The organism is Glaciihabitans sp. dw_435 (genome assembly GCF_018449675.1).
In the GTDB taxonomy this organism is placed as follows: domain Bacteria; phylum Actinomycetota; class Actinomycetes; order Actinomycetales; family Microbacteriaceae; genus Glaciihabitans.
The window spans coordinates 16,859-34,660 of record NZ_JAAVUZ010000004.1 but is presented as its reverse complement, the minus strand read 5'-3'; the positions used below and the strand labels follow the sequence as shown (position 1 = coordinate 34,660).

General features: G+C 66.2%; 16 protein-coding genes. 3 read left to right on the top strand and 13 right to left on the bottom strand.

All coding sequences use genetic code 11. The annotated features are described in order from the left end of the window. Nucleotides 1-90 precede the first annotated feature (90 nt). Together HB677_RS06965 and HB677_RS06960 are read left to right on the top strand one after the other, a co-directional pair. On the top strand, nt 91-897 hold the full coding sequence (locus HB677_RS06965) for a dienelactone hydrolase family protein (protein WP_213814971.1): 807 nt from the start codon (nt 91-93) through the stop codon (nt 895-897). Between the two features lie 69 nt (nt 898-966). Continuing rightward, nucleotides 967-2,871: a polysaccharide pyruvyl transferase family protein gene (locus HB677_RS06960; protein WP_213814970.1), complete on the top strand. Its 1,905-nt coding sequence runs from the start codon at nt 967-969 to the stop codon at nt 2,869-2,871. 31 nt (nt 2,872-2,902) lie between these two features. On the opposite strand, the gene HB677_RS06955 is transcribed toward HB677_RS06960, so the two are convergent. The 10 genes from HB677_RS06955 to ligA all read right to left on the bottom strand — a co-directional run bounded on the left by HB677_RS06955 (nt 2,903) and on the right by ligA (nt 13,990). Beyond that, a complete protein-coding gene (locus HB677_RS06955; RefSeq protein ID WP_213814969.1) occupies nt 2,903-3,520 on the bottom strand; it encodes a DinB family protein in 618 nt (205 codons plus the stop codon). 48 nt (nt 3,521-3,568) lie between these two features. Next, the gene (gene pnuC / locus HB677_RS06950; protein WP_213814968.1) at nt 3,569-4,255 is read right to left on the bottom strand and encodes a nicotinamide riboside transporter PnuC; all 687 of its coding nucleotides are present in this window, start codon (nt 4,253-4,255) and stop codon (nt 3,569-3,571) included. Between the two features lie 86 nt (nt 4,256-4,341). Further along, nucleotides 4,342-5,457: an AI-2E family transporter gene (locus HB677_RS06945; RefSeq protein ID WP_213814967.1), complete on the bottom strand. Its 1,116-nt coding sequence runs from the start codon at nt 5,455-5,457 to the stop codon at nt 4,342-4,344. 43 nt (nt 5,458-5,500) lie between these two features. Further along, a complete protein-coding gene (locus tag HB677_RS06940; RefSeq protein ID WP_213814966.1) occupies nt 5,501-5,797 on the bottom strand; it encodes a hypothetical protein in 297 nt (98 codons plus the stop codon). A 3-nt stretch (nt 5,798-5,800) separates the two neighbouring features. Next, nucleotides 5,801-6,076, bottom strand: a complete 276-nt coding sequence (locus HB677_RS06935) for a hypothetical protein (protein ID WP_213814965.1) — start codon at nt 6,074-6,076, stop codon at nt 5,801-5,803. Nucleotides 6,077-6,079: 3 nt separating this feature from the next. Beyond that, entirely contained in the window at nt 6,080-7,636 is a 1,557-nt protein-coding gene (gatB, locus tag HB677_RS06930) for an Asp-tRNA(Asn)/Glu-tRNA(Gln) amidotransferase subunit GatB (protein ID WP_213814964.1), read from the bottom strand. Next, nucleotides 7,636-9,174 (bottom strand): Asp-tRNA(Asn)/Glu-tRNA(Gln) amidotransferase subunit GatA, encoded by a 1,539-nt coding sequence (gene gatA / locus HB677_RS06925; protein ID WP_213814963.1) that lies wholly within the window; start codon nt 9,172-9,174, stop codon nt 7,636-7,638. The genes gatB and gatA overlap by 1 nt, the downstream gene beginning before the upstream one ends. Continuing rightward, complete coding sequence (gene gatC / locus HB677_RS06920) at nt 9,171-9,470, bottom strand: Asp-tRNA(Asn)/Glu-tRNA(Gln) amidotransferase subunit GatC (protein WP_213814962.1); 300 nt, start codon at nt 9,468-9,470, stop codon at nt 9,171-9,173. Before gatC ends, gatA begins: the two co-directional genes overlap by 4 nt. A 583-nt stretch (nt 9,471-10,053) precedes the next feature. Further along, nucleotides 10,054-11,301: an alpha/beta hydrolase gene (locus HB677_RS06915; RefSeq protein WP_213814961.1), complete on the bottom strand. Its 1,248-nt coding sequence runs from the start codon at nt 11,299-11,301 to the stop codon at nt 10,054-10,056. Between the two features lie 370 nt (nt 11,302-11,671). Next, nucleotides 11,672-13,990, bottom strand: a complete 2,319-nt coding sequence (gene ligA / locus HB677_RS06910; protein ID WP_213814960.1) for an NAD-dependent DNA ligase LigA — start codon at nt 13,988-13,990, stop codon at nt 11,672-11,674. Between the two features lie 87 nt (nt 13,991-14,077). Here ligA and HB677_RS18365 point away from each other — a divergent pair, with 87 nt between their 5' ends. After that, nucleotides 14,078-14,737 carry a DUF4870 domain-containing protein gene (locus HB677_RS18365; protein ID WP_255546326.1) on the top strand — a complete coding sequence of 220 codons (660 nt, stop codon included), beginning with the start codon at nt 14,078-14,080 and terminating at the stop codon, nt 14,735-14,737. Nucleotides 14,738-14,757: 20 nt separating this feature from the next. Here the strand turns inward: HB677_RS18365 and mnmA are convergent, their stop codons facing one another. The 3 genes from mnmA to HB677_RS06890 all read right to left on the bottom strand — a co-directional run bounded on the left by mnmA (nt 14,758) and on the right by HB677_RS06890 (nt 17,778). Further along, nucleotides 14,758-15,906 (bottom strand): tRNA 2-thiouridine(34) synthase MnmA, encoded by a 1,149-nt coding sequence (mnmA, locus tag HB677_RS06900; protein WP_213814959.1) that lies wholly within the window; start codon nt 15,904-15,906, stop codon nt 14,758-14,760. Nucleotides 15,907-15,995: 89 nt separating this feature from the next. Further along, on the bottom strand, nt 15,996-16,580 hold the full coding sequence (locus tag HB677_RS06895) for a hypothetical protein (protein WP_213814958.1): 585 nt from the start codon (nt 16,578-16,580) through the stop codon (nt 15,996-15,998). 16 nt (nt 16,581-16,596) lie between these two features. Next, nucleotides 16,597-17,778: a cysteine desulfurase family protein gene (locus HB677_RS06890; protein ID WP_213814957.1), complete on the bottom strand. Its 1,182-nt coding sequence runs from the start codon at nt 17,776-17,778 to the stop codon at nt 16,597-16,599. Nucleotides 17,779-17,802: the final 24 nt, after the last annotated feature.

The window sequence follows — 17,802 nt, the reverse complement described above, 5'->3', positions numbered from 1 at the left end:
CTGTCGTCAAAAGAGAAATTGTCACACTCGCGGCCGCAGTGCGGTCGACCCGGGCGCTGGTGAGTAGGGTGAGCCCATGGGAGAGACACGGTGAGCGGCGCACCCACGAGTGACCTGACCGGCTGGGTGGCATCGCCGTTTACCGGGGCGGGCCTCACCTATGACTGCTTCGAGAAGGGCAGCGGGCCCGGGGTCGTGCTGATCCCCGAGGTGCCGGGGATTACCCCCGCCGTGCTGGGCCTCGCCGATCACCTCGTTGCCGAGGGATTCACTGTCGTCATCCCCTCGCCGTTCGGTGTGCCGGGACAGGCGGCCTCAGTTGGCTACACGGTGCGGGTTCTCTCCAGGCTCTGCGTGTCATCCGAATTCCGCGCCTTTACCGCGAACGCCCACCGTCCCATCACTGACTACCTGCGGGCGGTGGCGGCGGACCTTGCCGCGCGAACTCCCGGTCCCGGTGTCGGTGTGATCGGCATGTGTTTCACGGGCGGATTCGCCCTGGCGACCGCGGTGGACGACGCCGTGCTCGCACCGGTAATGAGCCAGCCTTCCGTGCCATTCCCGCTCGGACGCGCGCGCCAGATCGACGCGGGTGTTACCACCGCGGAGCTCGATCGCATCGCCGAACGCACGCGGGACGATGGCTTGTGCGTGCTGGGAATGCGCTTCAGCGAGGATGCGTCGAGCCCGCGGCTGCGATTCGACTCCCTCAAGACGCGGTTGGGCGACGCGTTTGAGGTCATCGAACTTGACTCATCGCCGGGGAATCCGGGCGGTTTTGCGAAGACTGCACACTCAGTGCTGACCAACGAAGTCCGGGAGGAACCGGGGCATCCTGCCCTCGCCGCCCGGCAGCGCGTTGTCGAGTTTCTGCGGGAGCGCATCTCGGCGAATTAGGGGTGCGGAACGCAGGTACGCTACTGATGTTTGTGTGCCCGTTCGGGCACTGTTCCCGATTGGTTTCCTGTGCTCACTGTTGTAATTCCCTGGCGCGCCCAGCCCTCGCGCCAAGCCGCCTTCGACGCCACTGTGCAGTGGTACCGAAGCAATTTCAGTGAGGTGGAAATCCGCACCATCGACTCGGCGGACGAGGTCTTCAATCTCGCGCAGTGCCGCAACATCGGCATCCGCTCCATCGACAACCCGGGCGAGGTCGTCGTCATCAACGATGCCGACACCATCCCGCAGATTGGGCCCCTGCGCGAGGCGATCGCGGCGGCGGCAACATCGGGCGTGGTCCACCTCCCGTACACGGAATACCACTGGCTGGGGGCTGCTGGTACCGCGCAATACGCCGCCGGCACCGACCTCGCCGACTGCGAGTTCGAGCTCGTGCGCGGCGCCTGCTCGGGCGTGTACGTGACCACCCCTGCCACTTGGTGGAGCCATGGTGGGCAGGACGAACGCTTCCGCGGCTGGGGGTTCGAAGACGCCGCATGGAATGTCGCCCACACCACCCTGCTGGGCGAGGAGCCGCGCCGTCACGTTGGCAGCGTTTTCGCGTTGCACCACGAGCCACAGGCCCGCGAGGGCGACCAGTACGACGCGAATGCCGCCCTCATGGACCAGTACCGTGCCGCCGGGCTCGACGCCGATGCCATGCGCGAGTTCCTCTTCCCCGCACCAGGGGATACCGCTCCCCGCCACATCGTCGCGATCGGTGACATTGGTGTCGCCGATGACATCGTGCACATCGGCGATGAGGCGATGTTCCACGAGATGATCACGCAGCTGCGCCAGCGCGGCGTGACCACCATCATCGGCATCTCCTCGCACCCGTTCGAGAGCGCCGAGCGTTACGGCATCTCGTCCATCGACCGCATCGGCTTCTTCACCGACCCGGAGCGCTCGCGCGAACCGGCCGAGGAACGCATGCGCCTCGTGATCCGCACGGCCAAGGGAGAACGCGACTTGCTGGCAGCGGATGACCCGGCCCACGCCGTGATCGACGCGATCCGCGAGTCCGACGGGGTCGCGGTCGCGGGCGGCGGCAACATCGCCTCCACCTGGCCGACCCACATCTTCGAGCGCGCGACGCTCACCCAGATCGCGCGAATCTTCGACAAGCCCGTCGTGATCAGCGGCCAGACCATCGGTCCGTTCCTCACGCCCGAGGACGAAACCATTGTCGCCGCAATGCTCAACTCCGCGACGCTGGTCGGGCTCCGCGAGCAGCCCTCCTACGACTATTCTGCGCGGCTCGGCGTCTCCCCCGCGCTGATTAACAAGACGGTGGATGACGCGAGCTTCCTGGGCATCGACGCGCCAGTCAGCACGACCCTGCCCGATGTCCCCTACTGTGTGGTCACGATGGCGGCCCACCTGGGCGGCATCGACCCCGAGCTCTTCGACCAGCGCATGGCGGAGTTGCTCGATGGCATCGCGACCGACTTCAATCTCGACATCAGGTTCTTCGCGCACTTCGGATCAACGCGTTCCGACGTCGCCCACGGCGACACCGTCGTGCACAACCGGATCATGGCGAGGATGACATCCGACCGCGCCGCCATCTTCGCGACCACCGACTCGGTCACCGCGGCCCAGCTGGCCCGGGGTGCCGCCCTGTCGGTCAGCAGTCGCTACCACCCCGCCGTGTTCGCCGTCTCCGCCGGTGTCCCGACCATCGGCATCGCGGTCGACGACTACACCACCACCAAGCTGACGGGGGCGCTGGGCAACTACGGCCAGAACGCCGTGCTGCCCATCGCCGACCTCATCGCTGGTGCGGGCCCCGCCCTCGCGCAGCGTGTGTGGAACGACCGGGCATCAATCCGCGAGAACGGCGCCGCCACGGCTGCCGCGCACCGCGTGGGCTCTGCGACCTGGTGGGACCGCATCGCCCGAACTCTCGGCGCAAGCGTCGGGGCGTAGACGACCTCGCACCCGTGCGGTGCGCCGGACGTCAGCGGTGCATGTCCCGGTACAGGTCCCGCAGCAGCGCGATCTCCGCCCCGTGGTGCAGAACCTCCTGATTGACCCACCAGACGACGTCCAGGAACACCTCTTCGGCGTCACTGCCGTAGGGATAGGTGCTGTATCCGACGGTGTCGAGCGCCGCGTCATCCGCTCTCAGCAGCGCCTCACGCCACGCGTCCACGCCCTCAACGAACGAAGCGATGCCACCGGCAGCGTCGCCCCGGAACGCGTAGCTGGCGCGGTCGAAGGTGTGCGTCCCGCCGCTGTGGTCGCCGCGACCAGCCAGCATGTCGCTCAGATGGCTGAGGCGCCACGCGATCGTCGTGAACGGTGGCGGCCACGGTGCACTGGGCGCACCGTCGCGACCCCACTCGCCGGATCCCACGAGCACGACCGCTCCCCGACCCCACTCTCCGTCGCGACGGCGCAGTGACCAGCAGCCGTCGACCGGCTCCCAGAGATACTCGTCGTCGGTCATGGGCGGGACCGGGATGGATGCCCCGTCTCCGCTGTTACCGGAGGGGCCGGTCATCCGCTGCAGCAGCCTCTCGCTTGCCCACTCGAACTCGGCACGGAGCGGGGCAAGCCGCGTCGGTACATCCATGCACGGACGCTACCATCGCCGCCGGTCGCGAGCGACGGGTCCGTCGGATTAGTTCTGAAGCGTCGGATCGGGGAACAGCACCGCGACGGCCGGCTTCGCGAGCCGCCGCGCCCGCGCCCATACGAAGAACCCGACGAGCGTGAATACCCCGTAGAACACGTACATGAATGCCGACGCGTAGTACCCGGCGCTGAGCAGCAATGGCACTCCGACGACGTCCACCGCAACCCAGATCAACCAGAACTCGACCCAGCCCTTTGCCATGCCGTAGGTAGCCAGGAGTGATCCGACGAAGACCCAGGCGTCGGACCATACCGGCTCATAGGAGCCGAGAGCGCGGAAGATCGGGGTCAGGATCGCTGTGCCGCCCACCAGCGCGATGATCAGGATAATTCGGGTGCGCAGGCCCGCCCATACGGGCACGACCGCCGCTCCCCCGCCGGTGCTGCTGCGCTTCCACGCGTACCAGCCATAGATCGATACGACGATGAACATGATCTGACGGCCCGCCTGGCCGAGCAGGTTGACCGGGTTCGGGGTGCCGAAGACAGCGCCAAGGAACACGGTGAAGAGCAGAACGTTGCCGATGATTCCGACGGGCCAGGCCCACACCTTGCGACGCATCCCGCCGAGGGCGCTGAGCAGACCGAACACGTTGCCGATGATTTCGCGCCACAGCACGTGCTGATCGCCGATCACCAATTGCGCCTCGAACAACCACCGCAGAACGCTCATGTCGCTAATTTCTTCCTGTCATCCTCCCTAACGTGGAAGGACCCGCTGGAATTCCGCGGCGCCCGAGTGCGGCGCCGCGGACGCGGTCATGCGCTCGGAGCGGGCTTCAGCTTCTTAGCTTTCTTCGCCGGAATCTCTTCCGGGTGGTTCCAGATCTTGATGATTGCCCACGCGACCGCCGCAATCGGAACCGACAACACGGCACCGATGATGCCGCCGAGGATGGTTCCGGCTGTCAACGCCAGCAGGACTACGAGCGGGTGGAGCTTGAGCGACTGCGCCATGACGACCGGCTGCAGGAAGTTGCCCTCCAACTGGTTCACCGCGATCACGATGATCACGACGATGAGGGCCGAGACCGGTCCGTTGGCCACGAGGGCCACGAGCGCCGCGAGAATCCCCGCAACCGTCGCACCGATCAACGGGATGAATGCCGAAACGAACACGATGACCGCCAGCGGAAGTGCGAGCGGGACGCCGATGATTGCGATGCCGATGCCGATTGCCGCGGCATCCACCAGCGCCACCGTCGCCGTTCCGCGAACGTAGCCACCCAGCGTGCGCACCGCGGTGTGACCGATGCGTTCTCCGCGGGCGTGGTGGACGGCGTGGAAGGGACGGAGGAAGAACGCCCAGATGCGGTCGCCGTCCTTGAGGAAGAAGAACAGGATCACGACGAGCAACGCGACGCTCGTGGCGAGTTCGCCGACGACGGAGACTCCGGCGATGGCGCCCGACCCGAACTGGCTGCTGGTGAGGAAGCCCACGACGGTGTCACGCAGCGAGTCGATCTGTGTCTGGTCAATCGAGAACGGACCGTTCTTCGCAAACTCGACGAGCTGGTCGATGCCATCGGACGCCGAGCTCGCGAGGTCATCCCACTGGTCGCGGACGGCGAAGACGATGAGGGTGATGAGGCCACCGAACACCGCGAGGCTCACGAGAAGGGTGACCCAGGTCGCCCAGATCGCGGCGAAGCCGTGCCGTCGGAGGAACTTGATGACGGGGCTGAACGCCGAGGCAAGAATGAGCGCGATGAGCACGGGGATAACAACGAGCTTCAGCTGAACGAGTGCGAAGATCGCGATGGCGGCGAGGATCAACACGACGATGATCTGACCGCTGCGAATTCCGAGAACGCCGAGGCGATCGGTGAAGAGCTCCCGCAGTGACGGTCGGGGCGAGGGTGGAGGCATAGACATGGTCTAAACCTTATTGGTCAGAAAAAGTCACGCCGGGAGGTTGCTAATCGGGAAGTGATCCGGCATCGTCCTTGCCGTCATCGGCCGACGGTCGCTTTCGCACTGCGCTGACCGAGAGGATGCCCCATGCCGCAGTGATGACGACGCCCACACCCGTGAGAATCCAGCCGGTAGTGATGCCCTGCTGCGGCGGCGAGTAGGTCTCCCCCGAGAGTGGCGCGTACGCGGTCCAACCGGACGGTGCTGTGTAGCCGCGGATGAGCAGGATGATCCCGACGATGAGCAGCGCGACGCCGAGGATACCGAGTCCCCAGCGCCGCACCACATCGATCAGGAGCATGAGCTATACGCCAACTGATCCCGTGCGCCGCGCCCGCTGCGTGACGTACAGCCAGGCCGCAACGGTGAGGGCGCCGACACTGGTGAGCATCCAGGCAACCGCGAGTTGCGGAACCTCTGCGGGGTTGTACTGGCGCGGGGGTGTGTAGTTCGTCCATCCAAACATGGGCTCAACGAAGAGGTTCGGGAGGCCGACCACGAGCAGGATGATCCCCACTGCGAGCAGCGCGACGCCGAGGACAACGAGTCCCCAGCGTCGCACCACCTCGATCAGGAGCATGAGCTACTCGGCGACGGTTGCGGTTGCCCGCTCGAGTACGAGTTCACGGACGCGCGCGGCATCCGCTGAGCCCTTCATGGCCTTCATCACTGCCCCGATGACGGCGCCGGCGGCCTGAACCTTGCCGTCGCGAATCTTCTCGAGAACGTCGGGCTGGGCCGCGAGTGCCTCGTCGATGGCGGCGATCAGCGCACCGTCGTCGGAGACGACCTTGAGTCCACGTGACTCGACGACCTCGTGCGGCGCGCCTTCGCCCGCGATGACGCCCTCGAGCACCTGGCGAGCCAGGCGGTCGGTGAGGTCACCGGCCTCGATGAGCGCGATCAGTTCGGAGACGTGCAACGGCGAGATCAGCGATGCGGGGTCCGCCCCGGCGATGTTGGCAAGACGGGCGATCTCGCCGGTCCACCACTTGCGGGCGGACTGGGCGGATGCACCCTCAGCGACGGTCTCCTCGATCTCGACCAGAAGGCCCGAGTTACGGACGTCCTGGAACTCGAGGTCGGTGAAGCTCCACGCTGCCTGCAGGCGACGTCGACGCACGGCGGGCTGCTCCGGCAGGGCGAGACGCAACTTCTCGATCAGCTCTGCCCCGGGAACGACCGGCAGCAGGTCGGGCTCCGGGAAGTAACGGTAGTCGTCGGCGTCGCTCTTGGGACGTCCAGCGGATGTCACGCCGGTATCTTCATGCCAGTGGCGGGTCTCCTGCAGGATAGTTCCACCCTTCGCGAGGATCGCGGCCTGGCGCTGGATCTCGTAGCGAATGGCCCGCTCCACGCTGCGCAGCGAGTTGACGTTCTTCGTCTCAGTGCGGGTACCCAGCGGCATGGGCTCGCCCGCGGCGATCGAGGCGGCGACGTCGGCGCGTGACCGCAGCGAGATGTTGGCGTCGCAGCGCAGGTTGCCCCGCTCCATCTTTGCCTCGGAAATTCCCAGCGACACGACAATGTCACGGATGGCCGACACGTAGGCCTTGGCCAGCTCCGGGGCATCCCGATCCGCACCAATGATCATGTGGGTGACGATCTCGACGAGCGGCACGCCCGCGCGGTTGTAGTCGACAAGAGAGTAGTCGGCACCCTGAATACGACCGGTCGCACCACCCACGTGGGTGAGCTTGCCGGCGTCTTCTTCCATGTGGGCACGTTCGATCGGGATCTGGAACTTGCGTCCGTCCGCGAGTTCGACCTCGACGTTGCCCTCGTAGGCGATCGGCTCATCGAATTGGCTGATCTGGTAGTTCTTCGGGGTGTCGGGGTAGAAGTAGTTCTTGCGGGCGAAGCGGCTCGACTCGGCGATCGAGCAGCCGAGCGCGAGGCCCAGGCTGATCGAGTACTTGATCGCCTCTTCGTTGACGACGGGCAGCGAGCCCGGGAGACCGAGGTCGACGGGCGTCGTCATCGTGTTCGGGGCGCCCTGGTCCACGCCGCCGGCGGCGGGGTTCGGCGCGTCGGAGAACATCTTCGTCTTGGTGTTGAGTTCGACGTGCACCTCGAAGCCGAGCACCGGCTCGAACAGTTCGAGGGCCTTGTCGTAGTCCATCAGTTCTGCTTTAGCCATCAGACGGCTCCCTCTGTTGCTGCAAACATTTCGCCGGGGGCGAGGTCCGGTGCCTGGCTGAGCAGGGTGTGACCCCACTTCTCCTCGAGCAGGCGCTCGAGCGTCGCGCCCAGCGTGTACAAGCGGTCATCGGCGCGCTGGGGTGCCATGATCTGGATTCCGACGGGCAGGCCGTCCTCCGGGGCGAGTCCGATCGGCAGCCCCATACCGGGCACGCCGGCAAGGTTCGCCGGGATCGTGGTGATGTCGTTGATGTACATCGCCAGCGGGTCGTTGAGCTTTTCACCCAACTTGAACGCCGTGGTCGGAGCCGCGGGGCTCACCAGAACGTCGACCTGCGAGAACGCGGCGTTGAAGTCGCGCTGGATGAGCGTGCGTACCTTCTGTGCGCTGCCGTAGTACTCGTCGTAGTACCCGGCGCTCAGCGCGTAGGTACCGAGGATGATGCGGCGCTTGACCTCGGGCCCGAACCCCACACCACGCGTCGCGGCCATCACGTCTTCGACGGTGCCACCACCCGGCGGGTTGACGCGGAGTCCGAAGCGAACGGAGTCGAACTTGGCGAGGTTGCTGGATGCCTCGGCAGGAAGAATCAGGTAGTAGGCGGCGACCGCGTACTCGAAGTTCGGAGCGCTGACCTCGATAATTTCGGCACCGTTGGCGGCGAGAAGATCGAGGGCCTCGTGGAACCGCTGCGTGACGCCGGACTGGAAGCCCGGGGCATCCAGTTCCTTGACGACACCAATGCGCAGGCCCTTGAGCGACTCTGCCTTCGCGCCGGCTCGAGCGGCCGCGGCGAACGACGGCCACGCGTCCTTGAGCGAGGTCGAGTCGCGCGGGTCATGACCGCCGATAATGTCGTGCACGAGAGCGGAGTCGAGAACCGTGCGCGAGACCGGGCCGACCTGGTCAAGCGAGCTCGCCAGCGCGATCGCGCCGTACCGCGAGACCGAGCCGTAGGTGGGCTTGACGCCAACCGAACCGGTAACGGCGGCGGGCTGACGGATCGAGCCGCCGGTGTCCGAACCGAGCGCGATGGGCGCCTCAAAGGCGGCGACGGCCGCGGCGGAGCCACCACCGGATCCACCCGGGATACGGTCGAGGTCCCACGGGTTGTGGGTCGGTCCGTAGGCGGAGTGCTCGGTGGAGGACCCCATAGCGAACTCGTCCATGTTGGTCTTGCCGAGGGGAATGAGGTTCGCCGCGCGCAGGCGGGCAACGACCGTCGCGTCGTACGGAGGAATCCAGCCCTCAAGAATCTTGCTGCCCGCGGTCGACGGCATCTCGAGCGTGGCGAGCACGTCCTTAATGGCGATCGGGACGCCGGCCAGCTCGCCGAGCGTCTCGCCGGCGGCGCGCTTCGCGTCGACCTCTGCCGCGGTTTCCAGCGCCTTGGCGTTGATGTGCAGGAACGCGTGGATGTCACCGTCGACAGCCGCGATGCGGTCGAGGTGCGCCTTGGTGACCTCGACAGAGGACACCTCGCCGCTCGCGAGCTTCTCGCTCAGCTCTGCGGCGGAAAGCTTGATCAAACTCACTGTTCTTCTCCCAGGATTGCGCTCACCTTGAAGCGGGTGCCGTCGTGATCGGGCGCGCCCGAGAGAGCCTGCTCCGGTGTGAGAGTCTCGCCCGGGACATCCGGTCGGAACACATTGGACAGGGCTACAGGATGACTCGTCGCGGGCACGTCGGCCGTGGCGACCTCGTTGACCTTGGCGACGTTATCGACAATGGCGCCGAGCTCCCCCGCGAGGGTCTCGATCTCTTCCGGCGTCAGGGCAATTCGCGAAAGATTCGCGAGGTGCGCGACGACATCGGTCGTAATTTCAGACATGCGACTCCGTGCATTCGTTGGCGCCAGTGAAGGCTGCGGGATACCGGTCAAGTCTATTCGGTGCGGCGACACCGGGCTCCCGAGCAGCAAACTCGTGCCTCGTTCGCGGGGCAGACAGATTTGTGCTCGGACGATCCCACAACTGAAAGCGTCGTTTTGCGACGAGATTCGTGTGGATCCACCGTTGTTTTGCCCTTAACGAAGGGCGATTCTTGATTAGTGCACTTTTGGGCCTTCGATGGCCGAGGGTGCTCGTGAGGATTCCGAACCTCGTTCTTGACGAGGCTCCGGTTGCACGGATGTGGATTCGTTCCGGGATGACGACTAACTCCCGGGATGAATCTCCATCGTGCCTCGCTCCTCTTCTGCTGGCCCGGGGCTAGATCGGGCCGCGTCTTCCGGCCTAGGGTCGATCGCATGAGCGATCCCACCACACCCCAGCCGACAGAACCGCCTACCGCTCCCCCGCTGCCGCCGGATGCTCCAACGCCTCCAACGCCCGGCCCGGATGTATTTCCGGAGCCGACGGACGTCTGACGCTTGCAATTGCGCCTGGTACCGGGACGGTGGCGGGGCTACCCAGTTATTTCGCGTCCGCGAGGGTGATCGACGAGTCGGATGCGGAGCCCGTCATCACGAGGCCGTCCTGGTCGATGCCGATCAGGGCCATATTGCGCACGGACGACGACCCCTTGTCGAAGTAGCCGTTGTGCCCAAACGATTCGGACAGAGATGCGCCGGTAATGGGGTCGACGGCGCCGGAGACATCCAGCTTCTTCGCACCGTACTCCGGCGCACTCGGCTCGCTGCCAAAGAAGGAGCTGTTCGGCACCGGGTCCCACGCGGCGGCACCGACGTACATATTGCGATTGCGCACGTTCAGCTCATCCACCGACTGCGCGGCGCTTCCGGGCGAGCCCACCACCACAAGCGCATCGACGTCGAAGTCGTATTCCGTCAGTGCCATCAGCGCCGCCGTCGATCCGTAGGAGTGCGCGATGATCGTGACGTAGGGCTCATTCGCGCTGCGCACCGACTGCAGTCCCTCGATCGCATCTGCCAGGGCGTCGCGCCCCTTGTAGGCAAGGTCGAGTGCGCCCACGTTCGTGAGGTTCGGCGTCTCGTACCCCATCCACGACACGACGGCCACCGACTTGCCCGCCTCGGACGGGTCATCCTTCGCAATTCGGGAGAGCCAGGTGACCTGTTCCTTGTAGACCCGCTCGGCGTCATCGGTCCAGTCGTGAATCTGCCCGTCGACCGTGAAGAACATTCCCGGAACCATGTACGTCACGTAATCGGCCGTCGCCAGATCGCCGAGCACGACCGATGCCCGACCTGCGCCGGTCGGATCAACGGACAGCAGGCTGCGCGGGATCGACTTCGATCCTTCCTTCAGCGTGCTCTTGACCTCGCCCAGCATGTGAATCTGGCGCTCCGACTCATCCACGATCGCCCGGCCGGGGGCCGAAGCGATGCGCGCCTGCAGCGAATCCATCGACTGGTCCAGCCAGACACGGTTCGCGGCATTGCGGGCGGAGGCGGGAATGCCATCGAGGTTGCCAACGAGCCGTGGGGCGGAAGTCAGGGCCGCCGTCTGCGCGGTGGTGTCGAGCGTGTTCCACCACCCCGACACTTCGCTCGGCACCGGGGGTGAGGCCAACAGAGTGGAGACGGTTTTCGGGTGGGCTCCGAGGAAGCTCGCAAGGGAATCGGCCGGAAGCAATGACAACTGCTGCAAGAACGGCATGCCGGTCAGGTGCACGAGTTCGGCGCTGCTGACCTGTGCGGGCACACCCCCGCTGACGGTCGGCGACAGAGCTCCGGTCACGGAGGTCGCGACCGTACCTCCGGATCCCCCTCCACCGAGCGCGCCCGTGGCGAAGATTGAGGCCGGGCCCGGCAGCAGAGCGGAGGTCGCGACGGTCGAATGAGTGTTTTCAGGTACCACAAAGGCCTCGGCGACTGGACCCATCGCCACCGAGGTAATAAATGCTGCGGCGTCAAACAGCAACTTCGGGTATTCCCCTCGTTTTTGCCGACTACGCGGTCCCCCATCGGTACGAAGCCGGCAGCATAACTCTATTGGGCGGCGACCGCCCGATGTCAGGAAACTAAGTAAAGAACACGTTAAGAAAACGCTGCGTTTTGTGCCCCGAATACCGACCCAAAACCTCAGGGTGCTGGGATTGACCCGGTGGTCACTCCGCGGGGTCCGCCGCTGGCTCCTCCGCCGTCACGTCACCGAGCGCGGCGGGGCCGCCCTCCACCAGTAGCTTGAACTGGGCGGCGTCGATGATCCTCAGGCCGAGTTCCTCTGCCTTGCCCAGTTTCGACCCTGCTCCCGGACCCGCCGCAACAAAGTCGGTCTTCTTGCTGACGCTCGACGCTGCCTTGCCGCCGGCGGCAATGATTGCCTCCTGCGCGCCTTCACGGCTGTACCCCTCGAGGCTTCCGGTGGCGACCACCGTGATTCCCACCAGCACTCCGTCGGCTGCGGCCGCTGCCCCGGGTCCCGGGTGGCCAGGCGTGACGAACTGCACACCCGCCGCACGCCACCGCTCGATGATCTCCTGGTGCCAGTCGACCTGGAACCACTCGAGCAGCGCATCGGCAATGATCGGACCGACGCCCTCGACCGCGGCGAGCTCGTCGCGGGTGGACTCCCGGATCAGGTCGAGCGAGCCGAAGTAGTTGGCAAGCGCGCGGGCGGCCACGGGCCCGACGTGCCGGATGTTCAGCGCAACAAGGATGCGCGCGAGCGGGCTCGTCTTCGCCTTCTCAAGGTTGGCGATCAGGTCGATCGCCGCCTTCGACGGCACGTAGTTTTCGTCTCCCGCGAAGGGCTCGGCGTCGGCGTCAAAGGCGGGGTCGGTCTTTTTGCGCAGACGCTGGAACGGTGTGACTTCTTTCGGCACGGGAGTGCCGGGTTCTCCGGAGGCGTCGGCCGGGGCATCCGTCAGCTTGATTTCCCCCGTCTCGTTGTCGCGGACGATGACGCGAATCGGGAAGATGTCACGCACTGTCAGCTCGAACAACCCCGCCTCGGTGACCAGCGGCGGAATCTCGGGAACCACCGGCTGCGTGAGTGCAGCCGCCGTTACCTCGCCGAGAACCTCGATGTCGAGTGCTCCGCGGCTGCCGATGTGCTCGACACGTCCGCGAACCTGGGCCGGGCAGCTGCGTGCGTTCGGGCACCGCAGGTCAATGTCGCCCTCCTTGGCGGGGGCAAGCGGGGTGCCGCACTCCGGGCAGTTGGTGGGCATCACGAACTCGCGCTCGGTGCCGTCACGCAGCTCGACCACCGGGCCGAGCACCTCGGGGATGACCTCTCCCGCCTTACGCAACACCACGGTGTCACCGATGAGGACGCCCTTGGCCTTGACCACGTCCTGGTTGTGGAGGGTCGCCTGGCGCACAACACTGCCCGCGACTCGCACGGGCTCCATGACGGCGAACGGGGTAGCCCGGCCGGTGCGACCGACGCTGACGACGATGTCGAGAAGCTTGGTGTTGACCTGCTCCGGCGGGTATTTGTAGGCGATTGCCCAGCGGGGTGCGCGGCTGGTAGCGCCGAGCTCTTCGTGCAGGGCGAGTTCGTCGACCTTGATCACGATGCCGTCGATCTCGTGAACGACGCTGTCGCGGTGCCCGCCGTAGTACTCGATGAACTTCGCCGCCTCCTCCTTGGTGTGCTTCACCTCGAAGTACTCGCTGGTCGGCAGGCCCCAGCCCTTCAGCAGTTCGTAGATCTCACTCTGTGAGCTCACGGGCGGGTTCGGCCATGCCCCGATGCCGTGTACCAGCATGCGGAGCTTCGAGAGGCGCTTCTTCATCTGCGCGCGCTTGTCCGCGGACTTGCCCTCGGACTTCTGGCGGAGGCTTCCGGCGGCCGCATTGCGCGCGTTGGCGAAGATGCGGTCACCCGAGGCCACCTGCTCGGCGTTGAGTTCGGCGAACGCCGCGACGGGAATGAAGACCTCGCCGCGCACCTCGACCAGCGGCGGGTGTCCGGTGCCGGCAAGCTTTTGTGGAATGGATGCCACGAGCCTGATGTTTTCGCTGACGTCCTCGCCCACGACTCCGTCGCCACGGGTCGCCGCGCTCACGAGCACGCCGTTCTCGTACCGCAGGTTAATCGCGAGCCCATCGATCTTGAGTTCGCACAGGTAGTCGACGGTTCGGCCAGAGTCCCGCTCCACCTTGGTTGCCCATGCCTCGAACTCTTCGATCGAGAAGACGTTATCGAGACTCAGCATTCGTTCCGCGTGGGTCACCGGATCGAACAGGGCTGCCCGGGCCGCACCTACCGTTTGCGTGGGGCTGTCCTGGCTCTGCAATTCGGGGAAGAGCCGCTCCAATTCTTCGAGACGATGCATCATCGCGTCGTACTCTTCATCGGAGGCGACGGCGGCGTCCTGGCCGTAGTAGGCATCCCGGAGGTCGAGGATGCGCGCCGTGAGGGTCTGCGCTTCGCCCTGGGCGGCGGTCAATTCATCGATCGTGTATGTGTCAGCCACCCGACCAGCATAGGCAGTGCCACCGACGTACCAGAGTGGGGTTGACGCACCCCCGAGGGCGAAAAAACCTCACTGCTAGCCTCAGTCATGACCGATAACGGAACCACCCCCGTCCAGCCGGACCCGTCAGCCCCCGTCTCTGCGCCTCCGGTCGCTCCTCCCGTGGTGCCGCCAGCCGGCGCGGAGCAGCCGCCGTACCCGGCAGCATCGCCCTCTGCCACCGGCGATCCGGCCGCGCCCGGCCAATACCCCGCACCCGGACAGTACGCCCCACCCGGCCAGTACCCCGCACCGGGACAATATCCGGCGCCCGGCCAGTATGGAGCCCCGCAATACGGGGCGCCGCAGTACGGCGCACCCGGACAGTACGCGCCCCCGGTGCCGACCGGCGCGCAGAGCTATGCCCTCGGCTTTATCTCGTACTTCCCGATCCCGTTCATCGGACTCCTCGTGGGCGCCATCGTGATGGCGGCGACCTTCCCCGGGTCGCAAAAGAAGGGCGGCCTTGCCGCCGAGAACGGACGTCGCGCCGCCAACTGGGGACTGACGGTCATTACCGTCATGGTCGTGCTCATTCTGTGGGTGGTTCTGCTTGCCACCGTGATCCGCACGCAGAGCCCGTTCATCCCGATCATGATCTACCTGGCGCTGGGTGTAGCCCACCTCGTGGTGATCATCATGGGCCTGGTCAAGGCGAACGCCGGCAAGGTCTTCGACAACAAGCTCGCCATCCCCTACCTGCGTTAGCGCAGGATCGGAGTTCTCGTCTAGACGAGCTGCGCGGTCGGTGCCGGAACGGCACTGACCGTGCGGGCGATGGTGCACTGCCCGAGCACGCGGGTTCCGACATATACGACCGCGGTCTGACCGGGAGCGACACCGTTGAGCGGCGTGGTCGGACGGATCACGAGCTCGCCACCCGCGACGAACGCGATGGCGGCGACGGGGTCGGCGTGGGCACGGATCTGTACCTCGCAGGCAAACTCGGTGATCGAGTCATCCGCCCCGTACGACGCAATGCCTGACTCGACGGGGCCAAGTCCGGCCCACGAGTACGAGAAACCTGCGACCTCGGCGAGGTCCAGCGCCTCCTTGGGACCGACCACGACAGTGTTGGTCTTCGGCTGCACCTCGAGAACGAAGCGCGGCTTTCCGTCATCGGCGGGATAGCCGATGCTCAGTCCCTTGCGCTGCCCGACAGTGAACGCATGCGCACCCTCGTGCGTACCGAGTACGGCTCCGCTGCGGTCAAGGATCTGGCCCTGCTCGGCGCCGACCTTGTCTTTCAGCCAGCCGCGGGTGTCGCCGTCGGGGATGAAACAGATGTCGTGGGAGTCCGGCTTGTTCGCAACGCTGAAACCACGCGCGGCAGCCTCGGCGCGCACCTCGGCCTTCGACGGCGTGGATCCGAGCGGGAACATCGAGTGCGCGAGCTGCTGTGTGTTGAGCACGCCCAGCACGTAGGACTGGTCCTTGGCCCAGGTGGCGGCGCGGTGCAGCTCCTTGTTGCCGGCCTCGTCCGTACGGATGTCGGCGTAGTGCCCGGTCGCGACGGCGTCGAAACCGAGCGCGAGGGCCTTCTCGAGCAGAGCGGCGAACTTGATGCGCTCGTTGCAGCGCATGCAAGGGTTCGGGGTGCGGCCGGCCGAGTATTCGGCGATGAAGTCGTCGACGACGTCCTGCTTGAAGCGCTCGGAGAAGTCCCACACGTAGTACGGGATGCCGATGATGTTTGCTGCGCGCTGCGCGTCCATCGAGTCTTCGATCGTGCAGCAGCCGCGGGACCCGGTGCGGAGGGTTCCCGGCATCCGGCTCAGGGCGAGATGTACGCCGACCACGTCGTGCCCGGCGTCCACGGCACGAGCCGCCGCCACCGCGGAATCGACTCCACCACTCATTGCTGCAAGAACACGCATGGCCTCCAGTGTACGGTGCGTGGGAATCGGTCGGCTGGGCAGCGTCGGACGAGTGGATGACCCGACCCCGGGTCATCCGCAATCTGCGCCTAACCCGGGAGGGTGGGACTCGCCACCTGCAGCGTCACGACCGACTGCTTGGCCACAGACGTGTCGCCGCCGACGATGACGAACCACGACTTCGCCGAGTCCTCGTCGCTCGACATCGCGACGAAGAAGTTGCCGTCGGTGTCCGAGGTCTGCCGCTCGATCCAGCCGGCGCCCTGCAGCTTCGTGACGATGAGACGGGCCTGCGCGATCGGATCGTTGGTCGCGACGAGCGTGATCGTGCGCAGCACCCCGTAGTACTGCCCCGCCGTCTCGGTCGCCGTCACCACCTGCGAGTGGTCGTCGACGTACAGGATGTTTGCCAGCGGGATGAGCGCCTGAATCGCCCCGGCAACCCGCACGGTTTCCTTCTCATTCGCCGCGGCGGTGAAGGGCGACGGGTACACCGGATGCAGCGGTGACGAGAGGTCGACCGGAATCGACGAAGCGGTGGACGTCGCGGTCGGCGTCGCTGTGCCGGAGGTGGATGTCCCGTCCGCCGTGCATCCGGCGAGCGCCACGGCAATTCCGACCGACGCAACAAGCACCCCGGCCCGAACGACACCACGACGCCGCGGAGCGATCACGGATGCCCGCCCGCGGCTAAACACCCATGCCCACAACGCGGTCGGACAGCCCCGCGCGGCTCGCACCACTCACCGCGGCGGGAAGCGCCGCGACGAACGCATCAACCTCGGCCTCGGTGGTCTCGTGTCCCACGGTCATCCGTAACGCTCCCCGCGCATCGGCCTCGCTAAGCCCCATCGCCAGGAGCACGTGGGATGCCTCGGGCACACCGGCCTGGCAGGCGGACCCGGTCGATACCGAGAACCCGGCGACGTCGAGCAGGAAGAGCAGCGAGTCGCCCTCGCAGCCGGGGAAGGTGAAGTGCGCGTTTCCGGACAGCCTCTGAACGGGGTCTCCACGAAGAATGGCGGTCGGCACCGCTGCCTGCACCCCGTCGATGAGCCTGTCGCGCAGCATCGCGAGAGCCGTCGCACGTGCCTGAATGTTCGTGGTCGCCTCGCGAGCGGCGACACCGAAGGCAACCGCGCCGGCGGCGTCCTGGGTGCCCGAGCGTCCGCGCTGCTGATTGCCCCCGTGAATCAGGGGAACGATCGTGGCGCTCCGGGCGATCAGCAGGGCGCCGACGCCGACCGGTCCGCCGATCTTGTGCGCGGAGACGCTGAGCGCAGCGACCCCCAGCGCGTGGAAGTCGATGGGCAGGTAGCCGTAGGCGGCAACGGCGTCGAGGTGCACCGGTACCCCGCGGGATGCGGCGAGCGCCGCGACATCCGCTATCGGTTGAATGGTGCCGACCTCGTTATTGGCAAGCAGAATGCTCAGGACCGCAACGTCGTCGCCCAGCGCCGCCTCGAGGGCGACCAGATCGATGCGACCGAACTCGTCGATGGCCACCTCTTCGACGATGGCTCCCTCATACCGGGCGAGCCATTCCGCCGCGTCGATGGTGGCGTGGTGCTCCCCCGCGGCAATCAACACGCGGGGACGCGGATGCACCGGGGCGGGGTTCTGCGCCCAGTAGAGCCCCTTAATGCCCAGATTGATCGACTCGGTGCCGCCGGAGGTGAAGGTGACTTCGACCGCATCGGCGCCGAGGGACACGGCGACCTGCTCGCGGGCCTCCTCGAGCATGCGCTTGGAGTTCTGCCCCTGGCTGTGGATCGACGACGGGTTACCGACAAGCGTGAGCGCTGCCGTATACGCCTCGAGCACCTCGCGCGTCATGGGCGAGGTCGCCGCATGATCGAGATAGATGGCCATGGTGGGGTGTCCTTCGGTATTGCG